This window comes from Streptacidiphilus cavernicola (genome assembly GCF_042510955.1).
GTDB classification, from domain to species: domain Bacteria; phylum Actinomycetota; class Actinomycetes; order Streptomycetales; family Streptomycetaceae; genus Streptacidiphilus; species Streptacidiphilus cavernicola.
Genome location: NZ_JBHFAB010000009.1, coordinates 207623 through 231361 on the forward strand (window position 1 = coordinate 207623; position 23739 = coordinate 231361).

Consider the following 23739-nt stretch of genomic DNA (forward strand, 5'->3'; position numbering starts at 1 on the left):
TGTGGTTACCGTGGACCGAGTCAGTCTTGCGCCTGCACCACCCACGGAGGCCCCGGTTGTCCGCCACCCGCTACACCTACCTCGGCCCCGAGGGAACCTTCACCGAGGCTGCCCTCCGCACGCTGCCCGAGGCGGCGACGCGGGAGCTGGTCCCCTCGGTGTCGGTGCCCGCGGCGCTGGACGCGGTGCGCAGCGGCGAGGCCGCGGCGGCGTTGGTGCCGATCGAGAACTCGGTGGAGGGCGGCGTCACCGCGACCCTGGACGAGCTGGCCACCGGCACCCCGCTGATGATCTACCGCGAGGTGCTGCTGCCGATCGCCTTCGCGCTGCTGGTCCGGCCGGGCACGGCGCTGGCGGACGTGAAGACGGTCTCCGGGCACCCGGTCGCCCAGCCGCAGGTGCGCCGCTGGCTGACGGCGAACCTGCCGGAGGCGCACTGGGAGTCGGCCGCCTCCAACGCGGACGCCGCGCGGCTGGTGCAGGAGGGCCGCTTCGACGGAGCCTTCGCCGGGGAGTTCGCCGCGCCGCTGTACGGGCTGGAGCCGCTGGCCACCGACATCCACGACGCGAGCAGCGCGACCACCCGTTTCGTCCTGGTCGGCCGCCCCGGCCGGACCGCCTCGCCGACCGGCGCGGACAAGACCTCGTCGGTGTTCTGGCTGGCCGACGACCACCCCGGCGCGCTGCTCGAACTGCTGCAGGAGTTCGCGGTGCGCGGGGTGAACCTGATGCGGATCGAGTCCCGGCCGACCGGCGAGGGCCTGGGCCAGTACTGCTTCTCGGTGGACGCCGAGGGCCACATCACCGACCGGCGGGTCAGCGAGGCGCTGATGGGCCTGCACCGGATCTGCCCGAAGGTGCGCTTCCTCGGCTCGTACCCGCGGGCGGACAAGGTCGCCCCGACGGTGCGCCCCGGCACCTCGGACGCGGAGTTCAGCAACGCCGCCGACTGGCTGTCGCGCTGCCTGGACGGCCGCGGCGAGAGCTGACGCCGACCGCCGCAGCTCACCTCGCTGGATCACTGTGCTTGATCCCGGCGCTAGATCACTTCTGTCGGATTTCCTTCGCGACGCATTGACGTGCTGTCATCCCCTCCGCCGGAGTTTTCCCCAGGCCGGCGGAGGGCTGTGCGAAGGGTGAGTTATCCACAGGCTGGGGATGAGTCGACAAATCCCTCTGTGTCACCGACTCGTCGCGGATCATCACCGTGTCGGACATATGTGCATTCGGGGTGATCGTTTCCCTGGCAGACCTCCCCGGTTCGCCGAAAGTCACGCGAATGGGGCAGAAGTCCAGGTTTGACGGGCCGCCGGGCCGGTTTCGGCTCTCAAGATCCAGTTCCTCGGAAATCCACAGGTCGACATCTCCAACTGTGGACAAATCCATGATCCTCACACGGTGACTGAGATATCCACAGGCCCGAGGCAGTTATCCCCAGCCTGACCTGCTTCACTTCTGACCATCACAGTCAGCTCAAGCAGCGCCATAACGGTCAGAATAGGACAGATCATGGCAAGCATCGAGGAATGACTGATCACTTAGCGGGGAAATCGAAAGCGTAGCCCGCATGCACCAGTTGAGGGAGTAGCTGCTTCAGCGCCGCGACGGTCTGGCTGCGGTCCCCGCCCCCGTCGTGCATCAGCACGATCGCCCCGTTGCTCAGCTCCCGGTGGACATTGCCGAGGATCTTGGCGACCCCCGGCCGCTTCCAGTCCTCCGAGTCCACCGACCAGGCCAGCGGACGGAGCCCGTGCTCGGCGGCTATCTGCCGGTTCAGCGGGGAGAAGTCGCCGCCGGGCGCCCGGAACCAGCCGACCTCGGTCCCACTGCCGCCCGCGGCCTCGATCATCGCCTGGGCGCCGGCTATCTCGTAGGTCTGCCGCGCGATGCTCCACTTGGACATCGCCTCGTTGTGCGAGACCGAGTGGTCGCACAGCCGGTCACCGGCCGCGCGGATCGCCTTCACCATGGCCAGGTTCGCCCTGGCGTTGGGGCCTATCTCACAGAAGGTCGCGTGCGCGTGGTACTTCGCCAGCACCGCGAGGATCTTCGGGGTCCAGACCGGGCTCGGACCGTCGTCGAAGGTCAGCGCGATCGAACGGTCCTTCGCCCCGGTGTAGTACTCCAGCACCGGGCTGGCCTTGACCGTCCCGCCGGGCGGCACGTTGTCGCCCGAGGTGCTCTTCGGCGGCGCGGGAGAGGTGCTCCCCGGCGCGGCGGAGGAGGACGGGGAGGAGGGGGACGGCGTGAGCGGCGTCACGGAGCCGGAGGCCGAGGAGGAGGCCCCGGCCGCGGCGTGGCCGGGGCCTCCGCAGCCGGTCAGCGCCGCGAGCACGGCGACCGCGGAGCCGGCCAGGACAGTACGGATGATGATGTGACGGCTCAAAGGTCCCCCTCGTTCGGTACGTTCGGGCCTCACCGTAAGTGGGCGATCGGTCAGGTCTACAGGCCTCTCACAGCTTTGACGACGTTCCGGGACGAACATGTGACAAATGCCCCAGGGTGCTTCTCTTCCCCTCCACATCCGGGACCGGGGCTTATCCGGCGGCAGGGCGGGGCCCGTGACCGGTAGGCTCGTCCCGTGATTGACCTTCGCCTGCTCCGTGAGGACCCCGACCGTGTGCGTGCTTCGCAGCGCGCCCGAGGAGAGGACGTCGCCCTGGTCGACGCCCTCCTCAGTGCCGACGAGCGGCGCCGGTCGTCCGGCTCCCGGTTCGACGAGCTGCGCAACGAGCAGAAGCAGATCGGCAACCGGATCCGCGGCGCCCAGGGCGAGGAGAAGGCCGAGCTGCTGCGGCAGGCCTCCGCCCTCGCCGCCGAGGCCAAGGCAGCCGGCGCGGAGCAGTCCGAGGCGGACGCCGAGGCCAAGCGGCTGCAGGGGCTGTTCGCCAACCTGCTGCACCCGGACGCCCCGATCGGCGGCGAGGAGGACTTCGTCACCCTCGAAGAGGTCGGCCTGCCGCGCGACTTCGCCGCGGAGGGCTTCGAGCCGCGCGACCACGTCGAGCTGGGCCGGATCCTCGGCGCGATCGACATCGAGCGCGCCGCCAAGGTGTCCGGCTCGCGCTTCTACTACCTCACCGGCGTCGGCGCGCTGCTGGAACTGGCCCTGGTCAACATGGCCATCGCCCAGGCCACCGAGGCCGGCTTCACCCCGATGCTGACCCCCGCGCTGGTCAAGCCGCGGGCGATGGAGGGCACCGGCTTCCTCGGCCAGGCCGCGGAGAACGTCTTCCGGCTGGAGGAGGACGACTTCTACCTGGTCGGCACCTCCGAAGTGCCGCTCGCCGCCTACCACATGGACGAGATCATCGACGCGGACCGGCTGCCGCTGCGCTACGCCGGCTTCTCGCCGTGCTTCCGCCGCGAGGCCGGGACGTACGGCAAGGACACCCGCGGCATCATCCGGGTGCACCAGTTCGACAAGGTGGAGATGTTCGTCTTCACCACCCCCGAGGACGCCGAGGCCGAGCACCAGCGGCTGCTGGACTGGGAGAAGCAGTTCCTCGACAGCCTCGGGCTGGCCTACCGGGTGATCGACGTGGCGTCCGGCGACCTGGGCTCGTCGGCGACCCGCAAGTTCGACATCGAGGCCTGGATCCCGACCCAGGGCAAGTACCGCGAGCTGACCTCCACCTCCAACTGCACCGAGTACCAGTCGCGCAGACTGGACATCCGGATGCGCGGAGAAGGGGGCAACCGCCCGCTGGCGACGCTGAACGGGACGCTGTGCGCGGTGCCGCGCACCATCGTCGCGATCCTGGAGACGCACCAGCAGGCGGACGGCTCGGTCGTGGTCCCCGAGGCGCTGCGGCCGTATCTCGGCGGACGTTCCGTGCTGGAGCCGGTCGGCAAGTGAGCGCCACCGACGCCACCGCTGAGGGCCGCCCGTACGACCTGATCGCCACCGACCTCGACGGCACGCTGCTGCGCTCCGACCACACCGTGTCGGAGCGCACCCGGCGGGCGCTGGCCGCGGCGACCGACGCCGGGGCCAAGCACGTCGTGGTCACCGGGCGCTCCGCGGCCTGGACCAAGCCGACCCTGGACGCCATCGGCTACACCGGCCTCGCCGTGTGCAGCCAGGGCGGCCAGCTCTACGACGCGGGCGCGCACCGGCAGCTCACCTCGATCACCCTGGACCGCAAGCTGGCCCAGATCGCGCTGAGCAAGATCGAGGCCGAGACCGGCCCGCTGTTCCTCGCCGTCGCCCGCGACGGCCTGGACGGCGAGGTGCTGACCGGCCCCGGCTACGTCGTCCCCGGCTCGGGGGAGGACGACACCCGCGGCATCACCGACCTGGCCGAGCTGTGGGCCGAGCCGGTCACCCGGCTCTTCCTGCAGCACCCGGTGCTCACCGACGACGAACTGACGCATGTGGTGCGGGAGATCGGCGCCCAGCTGGTCGACGTGGTGATGGCGGGGCCCGGCTTCGTCGAGGTGCTGCCGGTCGGGCTGTCCAAGGCCACCGGCCTGGCGCTGGCCGCGTCCCGGCTCGGCGTCACCAGGGCGCGCACCATCGCCTTCGGCGACATGCCCAACGACCTGCCGATGTTCCGCTGGGCCGCGCACAGTGTGGCGATGGCCAACGCGCATCCGCTGCTGCGGCCGGCCGCGGACGAGACCACCCTCGGCAATGACGACGACGGCGTCGCGGTGGTGCTGGAACGGCTGTTCCCGCAGGCCTGACGGCGGGGGGCCGGGTCGGTGGCCGGGTCGGTCTGACGGCCGGGTCGGTCTGACGGCCGGTCCGGTGGCCGGTCGGGGCCGATGCGGGCGGCGGTCGGCCGGATACGCTGCGGTCCATGAGCGCAACGAACGGGTACACGGGCATCGCGGTGGTCACCGGGGCCGGGTCGGGGATCGGCCGGGCGACCGCGCTGGCCCTGCTGGAGGCCGGCTGGGCGGTGGCCCTGGCCGGACGGCGAGCCGAGCCGCTGCAGCAGACCGCGGCGGCGGGCGCGGGCGGCGCGGGTGCGAGCCTGGTGGTGCCGACCGACGTGACCGACCCGGTCGCCGTGGACGCGCTGTTCACCGCCGTGCGTGAGGCGTTCGGACGGCTCGACCTGCTGTTCAACAACGCCGGGGTGTCCGCCATCGCGGCCGCGCCGGAGGAGCTGTCGTTCGAGCAGTGGCGCCGGGTCGTGGACACCAATCTGACCGGTGCGTTCCTCTGCGCCCAGGGCGCCTACCGGCTGATGATGACTCAGCAGCCGCAGGGCGGACGCATCATCAACAACGGCTCGGTGTCGGCGCAGGCGCCCCGTCCCAACAGCGTCGCCTACACCAGCACCAAGCACGCGATCACCGGACTGACCAAGTCCCTCGCCCTGGACGGACGGCGGCACCGGATCGCCTGCGGCCAGATCGACATCGGCAACGCCGCCACCGAGATGACCCGCCGGATGACCACCGGAATCCTCCAGGCCGACGGCCGCACCGCGATCGAGCCGACCATGGACGTGGCCGACGTCGCCCGGACCGTCCTGCACATGGCGTCGCTGCCGCTGGAGGCGAACATCCCGTTCGTCACGGTGATGGCGACCACGATGCCGCTGGTCGGCCGAGGCTAGGACCCGGCCACGGCCTCGGCCGGTGCCGAGGCCGCCCCCTGCTCGACGACCAGCATCGGCGGGCTGCCCACGCACAGCAGCCAGGCCGGGAAGACCAGCACGCAGAGCAGCGGCAGCAGGGTGAGGTCCCCGACCACGACCACGGCCATGAACAGCGAGAGCCACCCCTGCCGGGTCACCCCGACCACCGTCCCCAGCACACCCGCGCCGATGGCGAGGCCCAGCGGCACCCCGGGAACCAGGCCGTGGGCCAGGCAGCCGAGGGCCACCCCGACGAACGCCGCGGGAAAGATCCGTCCGCCGCGGAAGCCGCAGCACGCGGCGACGACCAGGGCCGCCAGCTTGACCAGCATGTAGAGCAGCAGTTGCGCGTTGCTGAACCCGCTCACCCCGGTGACCAGCTCCTTCATCTGGTCCAGGCCCTTGAACAGGGTGATCTGGCCGCCGATCGCACCGAGGGCGCCCAGCAGCAGACCGCCCGCGGTGAGCGCCCAGACCGGGCCGGGAAACGACTGGAACCACCGGTGCAGCCGGGGGAAGGCGTAGGCTCCGGCGATCGCGAGACCGGCCGCGGCCAGGACCACCAGCGTGCCGGAGAGCAGGTCGACCAGTTCGAAGCCCCGGTAGGCGGGGACGGTCAGCGACAGGCTGGGCGCGGCGATCAGTTTGGTGGTGAGCGCGCCCGCGCCGCCGGCGGCCAGCGGTGCGAGCAGTTCGTCCCAGAGGCTGAGCCCGGCCCGGCTGGTGAGCATCTCGCTCAGGATGAGCGCGGCGGCGACCGGGGTGCCGAACAGCGCGCCGACGGTTCCGGCGGCTCCGAGCCCGATCCACAGCCGGGTGTCCTGGCTGCCCAGCATCCGGTTGCCGAACCACCAGGCCAGGGCGATGTTGACGGCGGTGATCGGATTCTCAGGACCGAGGCTCACGCCGCCGCCGAGCGCGAGCACGGTGGCGAGCAGCACCCCCGGCAGGACGTACAGCGGCATCGGCGGGGCGACCAGGCCCTCGGTGGCGGGGTCCGGTCCGGCATGGCCGGGAACGCACCGGACGGTCAGGCCGACGGCGAGGCCGATCACGGTGAGCACGGCCAGGATCCACCAGCGGTCGTCGGGGTCGACGCCGAGCCAGCCCGGGAGGTGCTGCCAGAGCAGGTGGTGGACCAGTTCCTCCAGCCTGCTGACCCCGAGCAGGACGCCCGAGCTGCCCGCGCCGACCAGCAGCGCCCACGGGAGCAGCTTCAGCTGGGTGACGACGAACTGCCGCGGGGTGGGGACCGTTGCCGCTTCCAGTGCCATAGACGGGGACTTTGGCACCTTTGACGTTGTATGTCCGTTGTGCCACGCCGCCCGGGAGAGGTTGTAGGATGACTGGACAAGAGGATGTCGGACGACCGGAGGACCTGGGCCACGTGAGCAGCAACCTGCATGCCGCCGGACGGACCTCGCTGGTCGACGCCGCCATCGAGCAGCTGCGCGCGCAGCTCAGCAGCGGCGCCTGGCAGGTCGGCGACCGCATCCCGACCGAGCACGAGCTGGCCGAGCAGCTGCAGGTCGGCCGGAACACCGTGCGCGAGGCAGTGCGGGTGCTGGTGCACTCCGGGATGCTGCAGTCGCGACAGGGCGAAGGCACCTTCGTCCGCTCCACCAGCGACCCGGCCGCCGTGCTGCACGGGGTGCAGCGGGCCGGGGTGCGGGACGTGCTGGAGGTGCGGGCCGCGCTGGAGACCGAGGCGGCCCGACTCGCCGCGGTCCGGCACACCCCCGACGACCTGGCCCGGATGCGCTCGGCGCTGGACGCAGAGGCGGAGATCCTGCGGACCCAGCCGGAGCGGACCGGGCGCGAGGCGACGGTGGAGCACGACCTGGAGTTCCACACCGCGATGGTCGAGTCCGCCCACAACCCGGCGCTCACCGAGGTCTACCGCTACTTCAGCGCGTCCGTGCGCGAGTCGATGCGCTCCTCCTTCGGCGACCAGGACATGCCCGAGGTCGACCTGGCCTCGCACCACGCACTGGTGGACGCCGTCGCCTCGGGCGACCCCGAGGCCGCCGAGGCCGCCTGCCGACTGCTGCTCGCCGACCCGATGGCGGCCGTGGGCCGACTGCTCGGCACGGACTGACGTCCCGTCATTCTCTGAAGCTCCAGCATCTTCTGATGTTCCGTCATTACTGATCCACCGCACGTATCTCCCCGGAAAGAACCCCATGTCGCGCACCACCCTCGACGCCACGGCCGGCCGCGCCGCCGACGTCGCCAACGCTCCCTCCCTGGCCGCCAGGATCGCCGTCCACCCGGTGACCGCGCTGGTCGGCATCCTGCTGGTGTCGCTGAACATGCGGGCCGCGCTGTCCGCGGTGTCGCCGCTGCTCACCGACGTCAGCGGGACGTACGGTCTCTCGTCGACCGCGGGCGGGCTGCTGACCACGCTGCCGGTGCTGCTGATGGGGGTCACCGCACCGTTCGTGCCCAGGCTGGTCCGCACGCTCGGTCCGGAGCGGGTGGTGCTCGGCGCGCTGGGGCTGCTCGCCGCCGGGGTGGGGCTGCGGGTGCTGCCGGGCGCTCCGGCGCTGTTCGGCGGGAGCATGGTGATCGGCTCGGCCATCGCGCTGCTCAACGTGACCCTGCCGGGGCTGGTCAAGCGGGACTTCCCGGACCGCGCGGCGGCGATGACCGGCGTCTACTCCACCGCGATGATCGTCGGGGCGACGCTGGCCGCGGCACTGTCGGTGCCGATGGAGCATGCCTTCGGCGGGTGGCGCGGGTCGATGGCGTCCTGGGCGGTGCTGGCGCTGTTCGCGGGGGCGGCGTGGCTGCCGCAGGTGCGGCGGCTGCCGCGGCGGCTGGGGAGCGGGGCGGCGGCGGGTGCGGGTGCCGGGGCGGGTGCGGAGGCGGCGGCAGGCGCGGGTGCGACGGCGGGTGCGGGTGCCGGGGCGGCGGGTGCGGGTGCGGCGGCCGGGGCGGGTACCGGGGCGGCGGCGGGTGCGGTGGTTGGGGTGTGGCGGCATCCGATGGCGTGGCAGCTGGCGGTTTACATGGGGATGATGTCGCTGCTCTCCTACACCCTGATCGCCTGGATGCCGACGATCCTCACCGACCAGGGTATGGACCGCGGGACGGCGGGCGCGGTGTTCGCGTTCTGCAACCTGGTCCAGGTCGGCGGGGCGTTCCTGGTGCCGCTGCTGGCCGGGCGGATGACCAGTCAGCGGGCGCTGGTCGCGGTGATGGTCGGCTGCAACGTCGCCGGGATCACCGGACTGATCCTGGCACCGGTCGGCGGGGCCTGGCTGTGGGCGGCACTGCTCGGTGTCGCCCAGGGCGGCGGGTTCGGGCTGGCACTGGCCATGATCGTGCTGCGCTCGGGTGGGGCGACGGTGGCTTCGCAGCTGTCCGGGATGTCGCAGATGGTCGGCTACTTCATCGCGGCGTGCGGGCCGGTCGGGTTCGGGGCGCTGCACCAGCTGACCGACGGATGGGGGTTGCCGCTGGCGCTGCTGCTGGGGTGCTGCGGGATTGCCCTGGTCGCGGGGTTGGGCGCGGGGCGGGCGCGGACCCTGCGGGCGGGGTAGCCGGCGTACGGGGGCCGGGGGTGAGGCAGGGCGGGCGGTGCGCGTTCGTCGTGGTTGCTGTTCGCGCAGTTCCCCGCGCCCCCAGGTGTCTGCAACTGGCTCAGTTGCACACGTCAGGGGCGCGGGGAACTGCGCGAACGGGCACCCCGGCGAACGTGCACCCGCCGCGCCCTCCTGGCTACTCCTCCCCCGCCAGCGTCAGCCGGGTCAGCCGGAAGGCTGCGAACGCGGCGGTGCCCAGGGCGACCACGATCAGCAGCGGCACCGCCGTCGGCAGGTGCACAGCGGAGCTGATCACCCCGGGGTCGGCGATCTTCCCGGCCACGGCCAGCGCCCACTGCTGGACGCTGAGGTCCTTCACGCCGCTGACGAAGTTGCCCAGGATGCTCTCCCAGAGCAGCGAGTAGATCAGGCCGACCACCACCGCGTGCCGGGTGATCACCCCGAACAGCAGGAAGATCGCACTGTAGGCGATCCCGGCGATCAGCGCGGCGACCCCGTACGCCAGGGCCAGGCTCTCGAAGTTGCCGAACAGGATCACCCCGGCCAGGTACGTCGGGACGGCCGCGAAGACGACGGTGCAGCCGACGGCGACGGCAAGCTTGGTGGTGATGATCTTCCAGCGCGGCAGCGGCTTCGCCAGCAGGTAGATGATCGAGCCGTCGTCGATCTCCGGGCCGATGGCCCCGGTGCCGGCGATCAGGCCGAGCAGCGGCACCAGCGTGCCCAGGGCCAGCGTGCCCAGCACGCTGATGGTGGTGGACTCGTCCTGGCCGACGGTGGCCCGGATGATGATCGACAGGACCAGCAGCAGCGCGGGCACCGCGAGCAGCAGCAGACCGCGGCGGCGGCCGAGCATGCCGCGTACGGTCAGCCGGGCGACGGTGGTGTTCACTGGTTCACCTTCTTGACCTTCGTGGCCTTCGGAGCCTTCGTGGAAAGAGAAGCGGCGGCGTCGGTCATGACGTCACCAGGTAGGAGAAGACGCTCTCCAGCGACTCGTCCGCGGGCGAGACGGTGAGCAGCCGGATTCCGGCCTCCTTGGCGACCCGGGGGACCAGCTCCGTGAAGCGGTAGTAGTCGATCGCCTGGATCTGGAGCGCCTTCTCCTTCCAGTCCAGCTCGATGCCGGCCGTGGACGAGTCCGCGATCAGCGCCGCGGCCAGGGCCCGGTCGTCGCTGGAGCGCACCAGGTAGCGGTGCGGACGGTCGGTCATCAGCTGCCGGATCTTGCGGAAGTCGCCGGAGGCCGCGTGCCGTCCGGCGACGACGACCTCGATGTGCCGGGCGAGCTGCTCGACCTCCTCCAGGATGTGCGAGGAGAAGAGGACGGTGCGGCCGTCCGCGCCGAACCGGCGCAGCAGCTCCATCAGGTGCATCCGCTGCCGCGGGTCCATGCCGTTGAAGGGCTCGTCGAGCAGCAGCACGGCCGGGTCGTGGACCAGGGCCGAGGCCATCTTGACGCGCTGCTTCATGCCCTTGGAGTACGTGGTGACCTTGCGGTCCTGGGCGTACTCCATCTCCACGGTGGCGATGGCGCGGGCCGCCGCCGCCCCGGGGTCGGCCAGGCCGTGCAGCTCGGCGTTGGCGAGGACGAACTCGGCGCCGGTCATGAAGTCGTACATGGCCTCGCGCTCGGGGACGAGCCCGATCTGCCGGTAGGCCTGCTGGTTCTTCCAGACCGGGACGCCGTCCATGGTGACCGAGCCGGAGGACGGCGGCAGGAAGCCGCTCATCATGTGGATCAGGGTGGACTTCCCGGCCCCGTTGGGGCCGAGCAGACCGGTGACGCCCGGCTCGATGGTCATGCTGACGTCGTTCACGGCGACGACGTTGCCGAACCAGCGGGACACCCGGTCGATGCTGACGGTGGTCATGACGGCCTCTCAGATCTTCCGGTAGCGGCGGACCAGCAGTCCGAACGTGGCGGCTGCGATCACGACGACCTCGATCAGGAAGACGACGCCGCCGGCTGCCGACGGGACCTTCACCTCGTCGCCGGTCACGGGCAGGTTGAACAACCAGTTCACGGTGGTCTGGATCAACGCGTTCGGGCTGATCACCGAGGCCCAGCCGGCGGCCTGTGCGTGGCCGTTGACGTGCAGGACGCCCCAGATGATGCCGGACACGGCCTCGGAGATCAGGAACAGCGCGATGATGGCCGCCACTCCGAACCCGCGGCGCGGCGTGGTCGCGGCGATGACCAGCGAGATCCCGGTGTAGAGCAGGGCGTAGAGCACGGAGGCCAGCAGCCCGTAGGCGAAGAACTCCAGGTTGTGCAGGAAGGGCATCGAGGCCAGCATCGAGCCGATCCACAGGATCAGCATCGGGACGCTGGTCAGCAGGAAGATCGCCGCGAACATCGCCCCGAACTTGGCCTTCACGTAGTCGCCCGAGGTCAGCGGCCGGGAGAAGTACAGCGGCAGAGTCATGAAGCGCAGGTCCCGGGACAGCGCCACCGGCGCCTGGGCGGCGACGAAGACGGCGATCACGAACTGCATCACCGAAAGGTAGTGCGGGTAGTTGACCGCGTCCGGGAAGTGGTTCTGCTTGATGTAGACCACCACGGCGACGATGATCAGCGCCGGTACGCACATCACCGCGGCCAGCGCCATCGGCAGGATCTTCGACTTGGTGGAGCGTCCGAGGCCGAAGCTGCCGCGCAGGCTGAGCGCGAACAGCGAGCGGGTCGCGTAGGAGCGGCCGAGCCGCGGGCCGTCGTAGTGGCGGTAGCCGATGTCGTGGATGACGTCGGCGCGGGCGTTCGAAACCGCCGGAGGCGTGGGGGCGGGCGGGGTCTGCAGGGGCTCAGACATGGGCGGACTCCTCCTCCCGGCTGTGGAATACCTCGGAGATGTGGTGCCGGCGCTGTTCCATCCGGACCAGCCCGAGGCCGAGGTCGGCGACGGCGTCGCGGACCACGTCGTAGGTCTCGTCGCCGCCCAGCTCGACCAGCAGCACCCGGCTGCCGTCGGAGGGCGCGACGGTCAGCCCGCCGCCGGTCAGCCGCTCCCGCAGGGCGGCGTCCGCGTCGAAGGCCGGGTCGGACCTGCGGTCGGTCACCTCGACCGCGAGCAGCTGGGTGAACTGGGTGAAGTCCGCGGTGGAGGAGGAGCGCAGCAGCCGTCCGCCGTCGATCACCACCACGTGGTCGCAGGTCCGCTCCAGCTCTCCGAGCAGGTGCGAGGTGACCAGGACCGAGATCCCGAAGTCGCTGTGCACGCGTCGGATCAGGTCCAGCATGTCGTCGCGGCCGACCGGGTCCAGGCCGTTGGTCGGCTCGTCCAGCAGCACCAGCTGCGGGTCGTGCACCAGCGCCTGGGCCAGCTTGACCCGCTGCTTCATCCCGGTCGAGTAGCCGCCGATCGGGCGGTACCGCTCCTCGTAGAGGCCGACGTGGCGCAGCGTGTCCGCGGTGCGCTCACGGGCGGCGGCGGCCGGGAGGCCGGACATCCGCGCCATGTGCACCACGAACTCGGTTGCCGAGACGTCCGGTGGCAGGCAGTCGTGTTCGGGCATGTAGCCGACCCGCTCGCGAATGGCATCGCCCTGGGTGGCGACGTCCATACCGAGCACGCTGGCGGTGCCCTCGGTGGCCGGGGCGAGCCCCAGCAGGATCTTGATGAGTGTGGACTTGCCTGCGCCGTTCGCTCCTACCAGGCCGACCACTCCGGGCTGCACATCGACGGTAAGCCGATCCAGCGCGGTGACCCGGGGGAACCTCTTGGTGAGGTTGTCCGTGATGATGACAGACACGGGATGACCGTAGCGGGATGGTGGTCGTCAGCGCATCAGGCTTGGGCAGCACGATTCCCCCATCTTCAGGGGTACGCGGGAGGGGCCGTCCCCTAGGGGACGGCCCTCGGGTGCGGCCTCAGCCCTGCAGCAGCTCCGCCTGCAGGGTCAGCACCTGGCGGAAGTTCAGCTCCGGCACCGCCTTGGGGCTGCTCATCACGATGACCGCCTCGATGTCGCCGATGTTGAGGTACGCCATCCGCACGGCGGGCCGGCCCTTGGCCGCCTTCTGCGAGAGGGTGGTGAGCTGGTTGTTATAGGTCAGGCCGGAGATGTCGACCGAGGGATCGGTGTCCAGCCCGGTCGCCACGACCGGCCGGGTGTTCGCCAGGTCGTCCAGGTAGACGAAGGACGCGCTGTTGTCGTCGCGGAATCCCAGCAGGTAGATCTGGGTGCGGACGCCGTCGGCACCGGTCCAGGCCCGTGCGGTGATGTGCCGGATGCCGTACTCGTTGAGCTCGGCGCCGAGTTGGGTGTTGTTCCCCATCGCCTTGAGGTAGGAGGCGGTCGGGTACCAGCCGCTCGGGTCCAGCGCGACGCTCTTGTCCGAGGTCGCGCCCACAGGCGCGGGCAGCAGCAGCTTCCGCAGGTCGGCGGCGTGGTCCGGGTGGCCGGTGGTGTTCTGGCCCTGGCTCGGGGTGATCGCCTTCGGCGGCAGCGCCGGCAGCGCGAGCCGGGGGAAGGTGTAGCGGCTGTCGGCGGGGGTCTTGAGTCCCGGGATGTCGGTCCGCCGGGGCGTCGTCACCGCGACGGCGGTGCCCACGCCGACCGCCGCGCAGACCACCGTGGCGACGGTCCAGCGCAGCGCGGTCCGCACCCAGGTACGGGGACGGCGGGACGCGGGCGGCGGGATGAGCTGGGCCGGGACGGCCCAGGTGTTCGCCGGGTCGTAGGGGGCGGGAGCGGCGGGCGGTGTGGTCGCCGGGGTTTCGGGGTCGGGCTGGGCGGCGGCCGGTGCGGTCGCCTGGGCCTCCTGGGCGGCGGGCGGTGTGGCGGCGGCGGGCGGTGGTGTGGCGGCGACGGCCGCCTGCTCGGCGAGGGGCTGCTCGCTCATGTCTGGGCTCCCGGGATGGCGAGGCGGGTGAGCTGCTGCGAGAGCAGGGTGACGGCCGCGCTGCTCTCCAGCGGGGCCACCCCCTCGACGTGCAGCCACACGTACATGTCACCCACCGAGGCGTCGCAGTCCATGTAGTCCAGCTTGTCGCCGGACACCAGGGGCGGCAGGTAGCAGTGGGTCTTGGGGAAGCCGGGCACTGCCGGGCCCGGCCGGAACGCGCCGGTGGCGTCGGCCAGGTCCTTGCCCGCCTTGGCGTCGGCCTTCGCCGCGTTCTGGTTCTCCTGGCGCAGCGCGACCTCGACCGTCATCGAGTTGTCCACCAGGTAGGTGCGCACCGCGTAGCCCTTGATGTAGCTGGCCTGGAAGTCCTGCTGCATCAGCTTGCGGTCGGCCGTCGAGAGATAGGAGATGGTCTGGTCGTAGAAGGCCTTGTACTGCGCCGTGGTCAGCACCGCGTCATTGCCGAAGCCGGCGTCGTCGGGGCCGGCCGTCATCCCGTTGGGGATCGGCAGCAGGAGGTCGCCGAGCGACCCGAAGTGGTTGCCGTTCGACAGCGCGCCGTAGGTCGGCGGCTTCGCCGGGGCCGGCTTCGTGGCGGCGACCACCCGGTGCTTCGGCTTGTCCACCGTCTGCAGCACGCCGTAGCCGACACCGCCGCCGACCACGACCGCGGACAGCACCGCGGCGGTGCCGAGGGCGACCAGTCGGCCGCGGCCGGGCTTCCGCGCGGGGGGCGGGGTCGTGGCCGGGGCCGCGGACGTCGGTTCGGGGAGCGCCGCTTCCGGTGCCGGGGTCGGCGGCGGGAATTCGGGAGTCACAGTCGCTCCAGCTGGCTCTGAATGAGGGTCAGCAGCGTCTTCGCGCTGACCGGGTGGGCGGAGTCGACGAAGACCTCCACGGCGATGTCGCCGTGCTGGGCGTATCCGCGGCCCTCGTAGTAGGGGTTGGAGCCGCCGAGCTTCTTGGCCCCGGGGTAGACCTCGCCGCCGTTGTAGTGCGGCACGTCGACCGGCTTGCCGCCGGTGTCGTCCTGGGCGTAGCTCTGCTCGTTCGTCACCTCGCTCTGGGCTCCGTTGGCGTAGCCGTGGGCGTACTGGACCAGGTACACCGTGGTGTTCTCGGCGCCCTTGTACCAACTGGCCACCGCCGCACGGCGGAAGTGCGAATCCGCCTGGTCCTTGAACTCGACGCCGGGTTTGGTGTAGTTCTCGGCGTAGTCCGCGAGGCTCTCCCAGAAGTGGGTGCTGTCCTGGTCCGGGAGGGGCTTCATCCCGGCCGGGGCGGGCACCAGCAGCTTGGTCAAGTCGCCGTCGGTCTTCACCTGGTCGTCCTGGCTCGCCGGGAGCGCGGGCGCGGCGACCCGCTTGGCCGGGTACTTCGGCTGGGCGACGGCGAGCGGGGGCAGCGGGGTCGGCTTGCGCGCCGACTGCACGGCGTAGCCGGCACCGCCGCCGCCGAGGACACCGAGGACCACGGCTCCGACCATGATCAGCGCGGTGCGGCCACGGGGGCGCTTCTTGGGGGCGGGGGCGGCGGCGGAGTCCGGGTCCGTGGCGGCGGCCGGGTCCTGGGCCGGGTCCGCGACAGGGTCCAGGTCCGCGACGGAGTACGCGTCCGCGGCGGGGGCGGGCTCGGCGGCGACCTGGCCCTCAGCGGCGGTCGGGTTCGGGATGGCCGGGGCCGGGGCCGGGACGGCAAGCTCAGATGCCGGTGCCGGTGCCGGGACGGCGGGCTCGGGGGCCGGCGGGTCGGCTGCTTCGGTGGTCAACGTTCCTCCACGGGACGTCTCGGGCGAGAGAAGGGCTGGCTGGGGCGGGGAGCAGCAGTCGGTGTCGGCAGGGTCCGGCACCGACCCGCTCAGTGACCGGTCGTCAGATGCTTCTTCTCCCGCTGCATCAGCGCCGACAGCACCGAGTGGGGCAGCTTGCCGGTCCCGTCGACGGTGATCTCGTACTCGACGTCGCCCACATGCGCGACGCCCAACAGCTCGCCGTCGCCCTCCGGGTCGGACGGGTCGAAGGCGATGCCCCTGGCCCCGGAGACGGACGGAATGGAGAACGACTTGCCCTTTCCGAAGCTCAGCCCGGTGACCCAGTCGCTCGCGTAACCGGAGCCGCTGAAGTGCATCAGCTGGGTCTCGACCGTGTACGTCCCGTCGTTGGTGCGGTAGGTCCGGGTCGCGCCGCCGGAGCAGCCGTACTCGTTGAGGATCCGCTTGCTGGTGCTCGGGTTGCCGAGCTTCTTGGCGAGGGCGCTCACCGACAGCTTGTCGCCGTCCTGGTTGCCGTAGGCGACGGCGTCGGACGGCACCGGCAGCAGGAAGAACCGCAGGTCGCCGTGGTGCGTGGAGCCGCCGCCGGAGACGGTGCCCTTGACCGTGGACGTGGGCGACGGCGCGACCGTCGGTGTCGGCAGCGGCGCGGCCGTGGTCGGCGCGGCCGAGGGGGTCGCCGACGCGGTGGCGACGGGGGCGCTGTCGGCGACGGTCGAGGTGTCGCCGTCCTTGCCGACCGCGACCACCGCGGTGGCCGTCCCGGCGGCGATGACCAGCCACCCGGCGACGGCGAGGGAGAGGTACATCCCCTTACGCGAACGCGGCGCCCGCGGCCCGCCGTCGCCGTCGACCGGCAACGGCTGGTACCCGGCCGGAGGCGGCGGCACCGGCGGGTAGTACGGAGCGGGGGTGGGGGCGGGGACAGCGGCCGGGGCGGTGGCCGGAGCCGGGACCGCCGCCGGAACCGGCGGCAGCGCCACGGTCGGCGGCTCGTCAGGAACCGCGCCGGGAATGGCGTCCTGCGGGGTTCCGGGATGCTTCGAGAGATTCGGTCCGGATATCAGTGAATTTTCGCCCCCGCTCTCCGCCGAACCCTCCGTCAGATCAGGACCCGTTGTGTCCTCGCCCACCGACTACCCTCACACCTCTGCTCGCGGCACGGCGTCTGACGTGCACGATCAGCGATTATCACCAACTAACCGAAGTCACAACAACTTCTTTATATGATCGGTACCAACTCCATCGGCGAGCAGCGGGAAAAAATCCCTTTGCACACTTAAGGCCGTTTTGCCAGAGCGCCGCCGACGCAGCAGACCCGCCCGGACCCGGCCCACCCCCACCCCTTCACCCCTTGCGGGATTTCGCCGTCCGCCGTGGCTCTTCGGGTGTCAGCAGCGCGGCGAGCCGTCGGGTGTCGGAGAGGTAGCGGTCATAGGGGAAGCCGGCCTGCTGGAGGGCGATGCGCAGTTCCTCCTCCAGGGGCTTGCCCTCGGCCAGGAAGGCGCCCCGCCCCGCGGGGGTCAGGGTGACCAGGCGCCGGCGCCGGTGGGCGGGGTCGACGCTGATCGCCACGCACCCCTCCGTCTCCAGTGGGCGCAGGGAGCGGCTGACGGCGGGGCCGGACAGGCCCAGGGTTTCCGTGGTGCGTCCGCGTCGCCCCGCGAGCGCCTCACCAGCGGGCTGGCAGCAGCCGCGTTCTTGTAGCGGGCTGGCAGCAGCCGCGTTCTTGTGGGGAGCCACGATCGGCCACGTCTTCCATTGGTTCGCCAACGGCGACCACGCCGCCGGGAACACAGGCGGCATCCTCATCCCGGCCGTCATGATCGCCCTCGCCGCCCGAGACATCCACCACACAGGCCGGGACCGCGGCCACACCACCGACCCTGCCGCCTGACCACGCTGGCAACCTGCGACGACGCGGAGTTGGACCCGGGGACGCCACGGCCGCGGATCAGACCTGTTCGACGGCGATGCGCGCGTGACACAGCTGGCGCAGGTCCTCGACGTCGCTGGTCACGACCGTCACGTCCCCGTGCTCCAAGTGGGCCGTAGCGGCAAGCATCGCGTCGATGGCGTACTTGTGGCCGTGAAGCCCTTCAGCTGCGAGCAGTTTGCTCGCAGTGCGCGCGATCTCCTCGGTGACCGGGCGCACCTTGGTCAGCGAGACAGCATGGTCGAACGCCGCCTGTGGCAGCTTGGGATCACGCGCTTCCACCAGCGTTGCCGCGCTCGTCACAACCAGCAGGTCCAGGGTGCGGGCGACGTCCAGCCACACAGTCATGTCCCGGTGTCGGCGGGAGAGTTTGGAGAGCGCCTCGCTGTCGAGAACGAGGGTGCCGCTCACGCGGCATCCGCTCCAGTGGCATCTCCGCGGTGGGCAGCGTGATGGGCGCGGATGCGCTCGGCCCGAGCGGCAACCTCGGCCGCATCGACTGGCCCGTGTTCGGCTTCGGCGGCGGCGATGTACTCGTCGATGGCTTCGCGTTGGAGCTGCCGTTGCACGGCCTCTTCGATGTAGGAGGAGACTCCCTGCTTCCCAGCGCGTGCGCGGATCGCCTCCAGCGTCTCGGCGCGCAGAGAGACGCTGGTAACCTGGGTCTTGCCAGGGCGCTGTTTGTCCATGTGCAGAGTGTAATACATGACCTATCAAGATGAAGTCCGATCCGTGGGCTGGTCGGGCAGACCAGCCACCGCTCTGCCCTCGTCCAGCACTTCGTCCTCCTGCTGAACAAGCTCGACGCCTCCGGTTTCACCGCCCCGATCCGACCGCACCGACATGGTCGTCACGGACTACACGGAATACACCACGGTCACCCTCGACCCCGAGGTCTGGCATCTCCTGGTTGATGGAGCGTCTGGTCATGCGAGTGGGGCGGCCAGCCGCGTAGGGTCAGCGGCATGCGTCTGAGTACTGTGATTCTGCCGATCCATCGCTGGTCCGAGGGGCAGAAGGTGTGGCGGCGGGCCGAGGAGCTGGGGTTCCACGCCGCGTACACCTACGACCACCTGTCCTGGCGGTCGTTCCGGGATGAGCCCTGGTTCGGGGCGGTGCCGACGCTGACCGCCGCGGCAACGGCGACCGAGCGGATCCGACTTGGCACCCTCGTCACGTCTGCCTATCCTCGTTCACCCATCACGGTCTGACCTGCGGGAACGCCTGCCTAGAGGGTTCTGGTTCCCACTCGGGTTCAGATCGAGATGAGGCGGATACGTGTGCCGCAGAGCTTGGCCATGTCGTCGACGTCCGAGGTGAGCATGGCCACTGGTCCCGGCTGGCGCAGAGCCATCTCCGCGACTGTCGCATCGATGGCGTACTTGTGGCCATGGAGGCCGGTCTGCCTCAGCAACTCGGCCGAGGCTCGTGCGGCCTGTTCAGTGACCGGTTCGGTCTTGACTTGCGAGAGCACCCAGTTCAGCCGCGGGGTGTTCACTCGTGCGTGCATGACCTCCACGATGGTGTTGGCACAGACCACCAGGTCAGCCGCCATGGAGTGGAAGGAGCGGATCATCGCCAGCACGCCACGGTCCTGCGAGATCCAGGCGGACAGCCCCTGAGAGTCCAGCACCACGGTCTCCACACGCTCGCTCACGCGGCGTCAGCCGCGTTCGCGGGCCCGGCCGAGCCGGAGATCCTCGCATGCGCGGCGGCGAGTTCCTCTTCCGTGAACGCACCGTGCTGCTCCTCGTAGCGGCGCAGTTCCTCGCCGAGCAACTGGTGTCTGATCTGCCGGGCGACTGCCTCGGCGACGTAGCCGGAGACGTTGTCCGTAAGCTTCTTCAGCTCGGCCACCTGCTCCGTGGGCAGGGTGACCGTGATCCGGGTAGTAGCAGCCATAAACCAAGCATACTGCGGTATGCCTCAGCTTCGTCGGGCTTTCGCGGGCATAGGGTCGCCGGTATGCGACTGAGTACTGTGATTCTGCCGATCCATCGCTGGTTCGAGGGGCGGCAGGTGTGGCGGCGGGCCGAGGAGCTGGGGTTCCACGCCGCGTACACCTATGACCACCTGTCCTGGCGGTCGTTCCGGGACCAGCCGTGGTTCGGGGCGGTGCCTACGCTGACCGCGGCTGCGACGGTGACCGAGCGGATGCGGCTGGGAACGCTCGTCACCTCTCCCAACTTTCGGCATCCGGTTGTGTTGGCCAAGGAGCTGATGAGTCTGGACGACGTGTCCGGTGGGCGGCTGAGTGTCGGGATCGGGGTGGGTGGGACCGGGTACGACGCATCTGCGCTCGGGCAGGAGGAGTGGACGGCGCGGGAGCGGGCGGATCGGTTCGACGAGTTCCTGCCGTTGCTGGACGAGTTGCTGACGCAGCCGGTCACCACCCGGGAGGGACAGTTCTACTCCGCCGTCGAGGCCCGGAACATCCCCGGCTGTGTGCAGCGGCCCCGGGTGCCGTTCTACGTCGCCGCGACCGGGCCGCGCGGGCTACGGCTCGCTGCCGAGTACGGGCAGGGCTGGGTCACCTACGGCGATCCGCGCGGGCCCGCCGACGTCCCGGTCGAGCAGGCGCCGGGGGTGGTCGCCGCGCAGTTGGAGAAGCTGCGGGCGGCGTGCGAGGCGCGGGGGCGGGACGTCGGCGAGCTGGAGAAGGTGCTGTTGCAGGGCTCCACCGCGGAGAGGCCGCTCAGCTCGCTGGACGCCTTCGTCGACTGGGCCGGCCGCTACCAGGAGATCGGCATCACCGAGCTGGTGGTGCACTGGCCGGTGCCGGACTCGATCTTCGCGAACGACCTCGCCGTGTTCGAGCAGATCGCTGTCGAGGGGCTGGCGCAGCTGAAGCCTTAGTTACTCCGGACCTGCGGACCGGCCTGCGGATCGCCTGCTGCGGGAAAGGCGGGAGAGGCCGGTCAGCAGGCAGGGGGTCAGCGTGAGGACGGCGAGGGCCTGCCCGGCCAGGGCCCAGACCTTGTCGGTGGACCAGATGGGCTCGTACATGTCCGGAAACGGCCCGAAGGCGCCGACGTCGACGTAGCGGTAGAGCAGGATCGCGGCCAGCCCGGCCAGCGCGGTCAGCCAGCCGAAGAGGTCGCCCGGGAGCTTGCGCCAGAGCAGCACCAGCAGGACGGCGAGCGCGGCGGCACCGGCCTCGATGCGGAACAGCGTCCCCTGGCTGATCGTGGCGGTGACCGCGTCGTACTGGCCGGCCAGTTCGGCGTGCACGGCCGCGTCCACGGCCAGGCCCGCGGCGGCGGCGATGCGGAGCACCATACGCAGAACAGCCATGGGATTGTCCCTACTTCACGACGAGGGTGGCGTGCATGAACTGGTGGATGCTGCAGATATAGGGGTAGCTGCCGGGGGTGGTCGGGGCAGTGAAGCTGCCGCTGCTCTTCGCGGCGATGGTGCCGGTGTCGAAGGCCTTGCCGGTGGACGCGGTCAGGGTGTGCGGGGTGGAATCCTTGTTCACCACGGTCACCTTCTGCCCGGGGCTGACGGTCAGGCTCTGCGGCATGTAGCCGAAGTTGTCGATCACGATGGTCGAACCGGCCGTAGCGGCAGCGCTCGCACCGGAGCCGGTACCCGAAGCCGTCGGAGCCGTAGCGGAACCGTTGCCCGCCGTGCTCGAACACCCGACCAGGGCGAACGCCACCACCGCCGTCAGTCCGGCGGCACGCTTCCAGAAGTGGAACATGTCATCAGCCTCGGATCAGGAGAGGGACGGGGGACGGGGGCGGGGCGACGGGGTGGGAGCCGGAAGGGACACGGGGTGCGGGGTGACGGTGCGCCCCCGGTGGGACAGGAGGAGGTGTGGTGGCGCACCGTCAGATCCCGCGGACAGAGCGTCAGACCGTGAGCAGGCTCGGGCTGGCGGCCTTGTCGACCGGCAGGAAGTCGTCCGGGACCGGGTACTGGCCCAGGACGAAGTTGAGGATCGCGGCGTGCATGGCCTCGACCGGGGCGATGCTCGCCGCGGTGGCGATCCCGGCCGGGCTGGTGACGTTGTAGGTCGCGAAGAGGTAGGTCTCCGCGGCCTGCTGCTCCAGCTGCAGCGCGAGCTTGGCGACGCCGCCGACGTCGGTGACCGCGCCCAGCGCCTGCAGGGTGGCCGGCTGGTTGCTGAGCGGCACATTGGTGATGGCCGGCTTGCCGGCGCCGGTCAGTACGCCGTTCCACGCCTTGGCGTGGTCGCTGTGCTGCGCCATCGCCGTGGTCGCGAAGGTCGCCACCGCGGGCGGCACCGTGCCCAGCTTCCCGGCCTTGGCCGCGGTCAGGGCGGCGCCGTAGGCGCCGACCGCCTGGTTCTCCAGCGCCGTGGCCAGGGCCACCACCTGGAGGTCACCGGTGTACATGCTGGACGCGGAGGCCCCGGCGCTGGCGGAACCGGCGACCGCCTTGGCGGTGGCGGTGGCGCTGCTCTTGGAAGAGCTGCTGCTGGAGCAGGCCGCCAGCGCGAACGCGGCGGCCACGCCGCCCGCGCCCACCAGGAACCGGCGGCGGGTGGCCACGCTCAGTTCGCGGACCTGGTCGGCGCTGGGCTGCTGCTTGGTGCGCAGCTCCTCGCCCAGGTTCGCCGCGGCGCTGTGCATCGCCGGCAGGTACTCGCGGTGCGCCTCGTCCAGCTCTCGGGTCAGCCGCGACAGCTCGCCCTCGGAGATCGGCAGCTCCCAGCCACCGTTGCCAGCACTCACTTCACAGCCCCTTCACTGGTCGGAGAAGCATTCTTGGTCGGGTAGAACGCGTCGGGGAACCCGACGCTGCCGGCCGCGGCGGGCAGCTTGGCGGCGTCCGTGGGAATGGCGATCAGCTCGGGGTGTCCCCCGGCCAGCAGCGCCTGCACCGCGAGCAGCGTCGAGCGGTGCTGGGCCTCCACCGGGGCGACCGAGGCGAACAGCTTCCGCAGCTGCGGGTCGCTGACCTTGCCGACGTAGCTGGTGTAGGTCTGCGCGGCCACGTCCTCCAGGGTGATGGCCAGCTTCACCACGTCCGCCGGGGACTTGATGGTGGGCAGCGCCGCCTTGACCACGGCCAGGTACTTCGGGTCCGCGGCGGTCTGCGCCTTGCCGCCGGCCTGGGTGGCCGCGGAGTTGAACGCCTGGCCGTGCGCGGTGTGCTGGCTGGTGGTCTTGGTGATGAACGCCGCCACCGTCTTGTTGCCGTTCTTGATGAACGGCAGCCCGGCGGCGGTGGTGTAGACGCTGACCGCCAGGTTCTCGAGCGACGCCGCCGTCTGCAGCGCCATGATGTCGTCGCTGGAGGCGGCCGAGGCACGGACCGTGCCCAGCAGCGCCGCCCCACCCACGAGCGTGGCGACCGCGCCGCCGCGCTGCCACCAACGACGCTCCGGTTCCTGCTGCCCGTACTCGGTCAGGGCCTCACGAGTGATCCGCAACGCGTCGCTGTTCAGGTCCTGCGACTGTTCGGTCAACTCCGCCAGCAGCCGGGTATCGAGGTTCTCCTCGCCCATCACGCCCCATCTCTGTGCCACGAAACTACGACCAGCGCACCGGCCTTGTGCCGGCAGCTCGTGTCCATGCTTCGCAGCCGGATCGGGATCGGATGGGTCCGGATCTCGGATATTCCTGACTTCACCCCATCGGGTGAACCCGGGACCAACCGCCCGTCCGGGGCCGGGCGGCCCGCGAATCAGCAGCACATCGCCCGGCGCGGACGCGGCGGGTGCGGACAGTTTGACGATCTCTCAGGAGTGCACGTGATCAAGGCTTCGAAGGTTCTGCTGACGGTGGCGGCGACGGCCGGTGTGCTGGCCGGCGGGGCGGGCGCGGCGATGGCCGACGCCGGCGCCCAGGGTGTCGCGGCCGGTTCGCCGGGCGTGCTGTCGGGCAACCTGGTGCAGGTCCCAGTCCACGTCCCGGTGAATGTCTGCGGCAACTCGGTCAGCGTGATCGGCCTGCTCAACCCGGCCTTCGGCAACAGCTGCAGCAACGGCGGCGGCGGGTCCTGGGGCGGCGGCTGGAACAACTGAGCCGACCCCGGGCGCGGCCCCCGGAGCGCCGGTGCCGTCGTGACCA

28 protein-coding genes and 2 pseudogenes are annotated in these 23739 nt (G+C 70.9%); 10 read left to right on the forward strand and 20 right to left on the reverse strand.

Annotated features, from left to right (window positions below; genetic code table 11):
* Positions 1-56: 56 nt before the first annotated feature.
* Positions 57-989, forward strand: coding sequence for a prephenate dehydratase (pheA, locus tag ACEZDE_RS15015; protein WP_380536529.1), 933 nt, complete (start codon positions 57-59; stop codon positions 987-989).
* 55 nt (positions 990-1044) lie between these two features.
* Here the strand turns inward: pheA and ACEZDE_RS15020 are convergent, their stop codons facing one another.
* Positions 1045-1386, reverse strand: coding sequence for a hypothetical protein (locus ACEZDE_RS15020; protein ID WP_380536532.1), 342 nt, complete (start codon positions 1384-1386; stop codon positions 1045-1047).
* 148 nt (positions 1387-1534) lie between these two features.
* Positions 1535-2386: a polysaccharide deacetylase family protein gene (locus tag ACEZDE_RS15025; protein ID WP_380536535.1), complete on the reverse strand. Its 852-nt coding sequence runs from the start codon at positions 2384-2386 to the stop codon at positions 1535-1537.
* A 195-nt stretch (positions 2387-2581) separates the two neighbouring features.
* Here ACEZDE_RS15025 and serS point away from each other — a divergent pair, with 195 nt between their 5' ends.
* From serS to ACEZDE_RS15040, 3 genes are all read left to right on the forward strand, one after another.
* On the forward strand, positions 2582-3859 hold the full coding sequence (serS, locus tag ACEZDE_RS15030) for a serine--tRNA ligase (protein WP_380536538.1): 1278 nt from the start codon (positions 2582-2584) through the stop codon (positions 3857-3859).
* Positions 3856-4689 (forward strand): HAD family hydrolase, encoded by an 834-nt coding sequence (locus tag ACEZDE_RS15035; protein WP_380536541.1) that lies wholly within the window; start codon positions 3856-3858, stop codon positions 4687-4689. The genes serS and ACEZDE_RS15035 overlap by 4 nt, the downstream gene beginning before the upstream one ends.
* A 116-nt stretch (positions 4690-4805) precedes the next feature.
* Positions 4806-5573 (forward strand): SDR family oxidoreductase, encoded by a 768-nt coding sequence (locus ACEZDE_RS15040; RefSeq protein WP_380536545.1) that lies wholly within the window; start codon positions 4806-4808, stop codon positions 5571-5573.
* Here the strand turns inward: ACEZDE_RS15040 and ACEZDE_RS15045 are convergent.
* Entirely contained in the window at positions 5570-6868 is a 1299-nt protein-coding gene (locus ACEZDE_RS15045; protein ID WP_380536547.1) for an ion channel protein, read from the reverse strand. The two genes, ACEZDE_RS15040 and ACEZDE_RS15045, sit on opposite strands and share 4 nt — an antisense overlap.
* 113 nt (positions 6869-6981) lie before the next feature.
* Between ACEZDE_RS15045 and ACEZDE_RS15050 the strand changes: the two genes are divergently transcribed.
* Positions 6982-7692, forward strand: a complete 711-nt coding sequence (locus tag ACEZDE_RS15050; RefSeq protein WP_380536550.1) for a FadR/GntR family transcriptional regulator — start codon at positions 6982-6984, stop codon at positions 7690-7692.
* Between the two features lie 85 nt (positions 7693-7777).
* Positions 7778-9139 (forward strand): CynX/NimT family MFS transporter, encoded by a 1362-nt coding sequence (locus ACEZDE_RS15055; RefSeq protein ID WP_380536553.1) that lies wholly within the window; start codon positions 7778-7780, stop codon positions 9137-9139.
* Between the two features lie 178 nt (positions 9140-9317).
* Here the strand turns inward: ACEZDE_RS15055 and ACEZDE_RS15060 are convergent, their stop codons facing one another.
* The 9 genes and pseudogenes from ACEZDE_RS15060 to ACEZDE_RS15100 form a co-directional block, all read right to left on the reverse strand.
* Entirely contained in the window at positions 9318-9998 is a 681-nt protein-coding gene (locus ACEZDE_RS15060) for an ABC transporter permease subunit (RefSeq protein ID WP_380536651.1), read from the reverse strand.
* Positions 9999-10098: 100 nt separating this feature from the next.
* Positions 10099-10950, reverse strand: a pseudogene (locus tag ACEZDE_RS15065) (ABC transporter ATP-binding protein); the annotation flags it as partial.
* A 75-nt stretch (positions 10951-11025) separates the two neighbouring features.
* Complete coding sequence (locus tag ACEZDE_RS15070; RefSeq protein ID WP_380536559.1) at positions 11026-11955, reverse strand: ABC transporter permease; 930 nt, start codon at positions 11953-11955, stop codon at positions 11026-11028.
* Entirely contained in the window at positions 11948-12895 is a 948-nt protein-coding gene (locus ACEZDE_RS15075; protein WP_380536561.1) for an ABC transporter ATP-binding protein, read from the reverse strand. The genes ACEZDE_RS15070 and ACEZDE_RS15075 overlap by 8 nt, the downstream gene beginning before the upstream one ends.
* A gap of 118 nt (positions 12896-13013) precedes the next feature.
* Positions 13014-13988, reverse strand: coding sequence for a hypothetical protein (locus tag ACEZDE_RS15080; protein WP_380536563.1), 975 nt, complete (start codon positions 13986-13988; stop codon positions 13014-13016).
* Positions 13985-14809 carry a hypothetical protein gene (locus ACEZDE_RS15085; protein ID WP_380536564.1) on the reverse strand — a complete coding sequence of 275 codons (825 nt, stop codon included), beginning with the start codon at positions 14807-14809 and terminating at the stop codon, positions 13985-13987. The genes ACEZDE_RS15080 and ACEZDE_RS15085 overlap by 4 nt, the downstream gene beginning before the upstream one ends.
* Positions 14806-15759, reverse strand: a complete 954-nt coding sequence (locus tag ACEZDE_RS15090) for a hypothetical protein (RefSeq protein ID WP_380536566.1) — start codon at positions 15757-15759, stop codon at positions 14806-14808. Before ACEZDE_RS15090 ends, ACEZDE_RS15085 begins: the two co-directional genes overlap by 4 nt.
* An 89-nt stretch (positions 15760-15848) precedes the next feature.
* On the reverse strand, positions 15849-16745 hold the full coding sequence (locus ACEZDE_RS15095; RefSeq protein ID WP_380536568.1) for a hypothetical protein: 897 nt from the start codon (positions 16743-16745) through the stop codon (positions 15849-15851).
* Positions 16746-17109: 364 nt separating this feature from the next.
* Entirely contained in the window at positions 17110-17337 is a 228-nt protein-coding gene (locus tag ACEZDE_RS15100) for a hypothetical protein (protein ID WP_380536570.1), read from the reverse strand.
* Positions 17338-17491: 154 nt separating this feature from the next.
* Between ACEZDE_RS15100 and ACEZDE_RS15105 the strand changes: the two genes are divergently transcribed.
* Positions 17492-17659 carry a DUF6790 family protein gene (locus tag ACEZDE_RS15105; RefSeq protein WP_380536572.1) on the forward strand — a complete coding sequence of 56 codons (168 nt, stop codon included), beginning with the start codon at positions 17492-17494 and terminating at the stop codon, positions 17657-17659.
* A gap of 57 nt (positions 17660-17716) precedes the next feature.
* Here the strand turns inward: ACEZDE_RS15105 and ACEZDE_RS15110 are convergent, their stop codons facing one another.
* Entirely contained in the window at positions 17717-18109 is a 393-nt protein-coding gene (locus ACEZDE_RS15110) for a type II toxin-antitoxin system VapC family toxin (protein ID WP_380536574.1), read from the reverse strand.
* The gene (locus ACEZDE_RS15115) at positions 18106-18387 is read right to left on the reverse strand and encodes a hypothetical protein (RefSeq protein ID WP_380536576.1); all 282 of its coding nucleotides are present in this window, start codon (positions 18385-18387) and stop codon (positions 18106-18108) included. Before ACEZDE_RS15115 ends, ACEZDE_RS15110 begins: the two co-directional genes overlap by 4 nt.
* Positions 18388-18663: 276 nt before the next feature.
* Here ACEZDE_RS15115 and ACEZDE_RS15120 point away from each other — a divergent pair.
* Positions 18664-18906, forward strand: a pseudogene (locus tag ACEZDE_RS15120) (LLM class flavin-dependent oxidoreductase); the annotation flags it as partial.
* Positions 18907-18953: 47 nt separating this feature from the next.
* Here ACEZDE_RS15120 and ACEZDE_RS15125 read toward each other — a convergent pair.
* Positions 18954-19355, reverse strand: a complete 402-nt coding sequence (locus tag ACEZDE_RS15125; RefSeq protein ID WP_380536578.1) for a DNA-binding protein — start codon at positions 19353-19355, stop codon at positions 18954-18956.
* Complete coding sequence (locus ACEZDE_RS15130) at positions 19352-19600, reverse strand: hypothetical protein (RefSeq protein ID WP_380536581.1); 249 nt, start codon at positions 19598-19600, stop codon at positions 19352-19354. Before ACEZDE_RS15130 ends, ACEZDE_RS15125 begins: the two co-directional genes overlap by 4 nt.
* A 63-nt stretch (positions 19601-19663) precedes the next feature.
* Between ACEZDE_RS15130 and ACEZDE_RS15135 the strand changes: the two genes are divergently transcribed.
* On the forward strand, positions 19664-20554 hold the full coding sequence (locus tag ACEZDE_RS15135; protein ID WP_380536583.1) for an LLM class flavin-dependent oxidoreductase: 891 nt from the start codon (positions 19664-19666) through the stop codon (positions 20552-20554).
* On the opposite strand, the gene ACEZDE_RS15140 is transcribed toward ACEZDE_RS15135, so the two are convergent.
* The 4 genes from ACEZDE_RS15140 to ACEZDE_RS15155 all read right to left on the reverse strand — a co-directional run bounded on the left by ACEZDE_RS15140 (position 20555) and on the right by ACEZDE_RS15155 (position 23195).
* Entirely contained in the window at positions 20555-20992 is a 438-nt protein-coding gene (locus ACEZDE_RS15140; RefSeq protein ID WP_380536587.1) for a hypothetical protein, read from the reverse strand.
* A 10-nt stretch (positions 20993-21002) separates the two neighbouring features.
* The gene (locus ACEZDE_RS15145; RefSeq protein ID WP_380536590.1) at positions 21003-21401 is read right to left on the reverse strand and encodes a cupredoxin domain-containing protein; all 399 of its coding nucleotides are present in this window, start codon (positions 21399-21401) and stop codon (positions 21003-21005) included.
* 151 nt (positions 21402-21552) lie between these two features.
* Positions 21553-22398 (reverse strand): ferritin-like domain-containing protein, encoded by an 846-nt coding sequence (locus ACEZDE_RS15150; RefSeq protein WP_380536594.1) that lies wholly within the window; start codon positions 22396-22398, stop codon positions 21553-21555.
* Entirely contained in the window at positions 22395-23195 is an 801-nt protein-coding gene (locus ACEZDE_RS15155) for a ferritin-like domain-containing protein (RefSeq protein WP_380536599.1), read from the reverse strand. The genes ACEZDE_RS15150 and ACEZDE_RS15155 overlap by 4 nt, the downstream gene beginning before the upstream one ends.
* Before the next feature lie 225 nt (positions 23196-23420).
* Between ACEZDE_RS15155 and ACEZDE_RS15160 the strand changes: the two genes are divergently transcribed.
* Positions 23421-23693, forward strand: a complete 273-nt coding sequence (locus tag ACEZDE_RS15160) for a chaplin (RefSeq protein WP_380536601.1) — start codon at positions 23421-23423, stop codon at positions 23691-23693.
* Positions 23694-23739 lie beyond the last annotated feature (46 nt).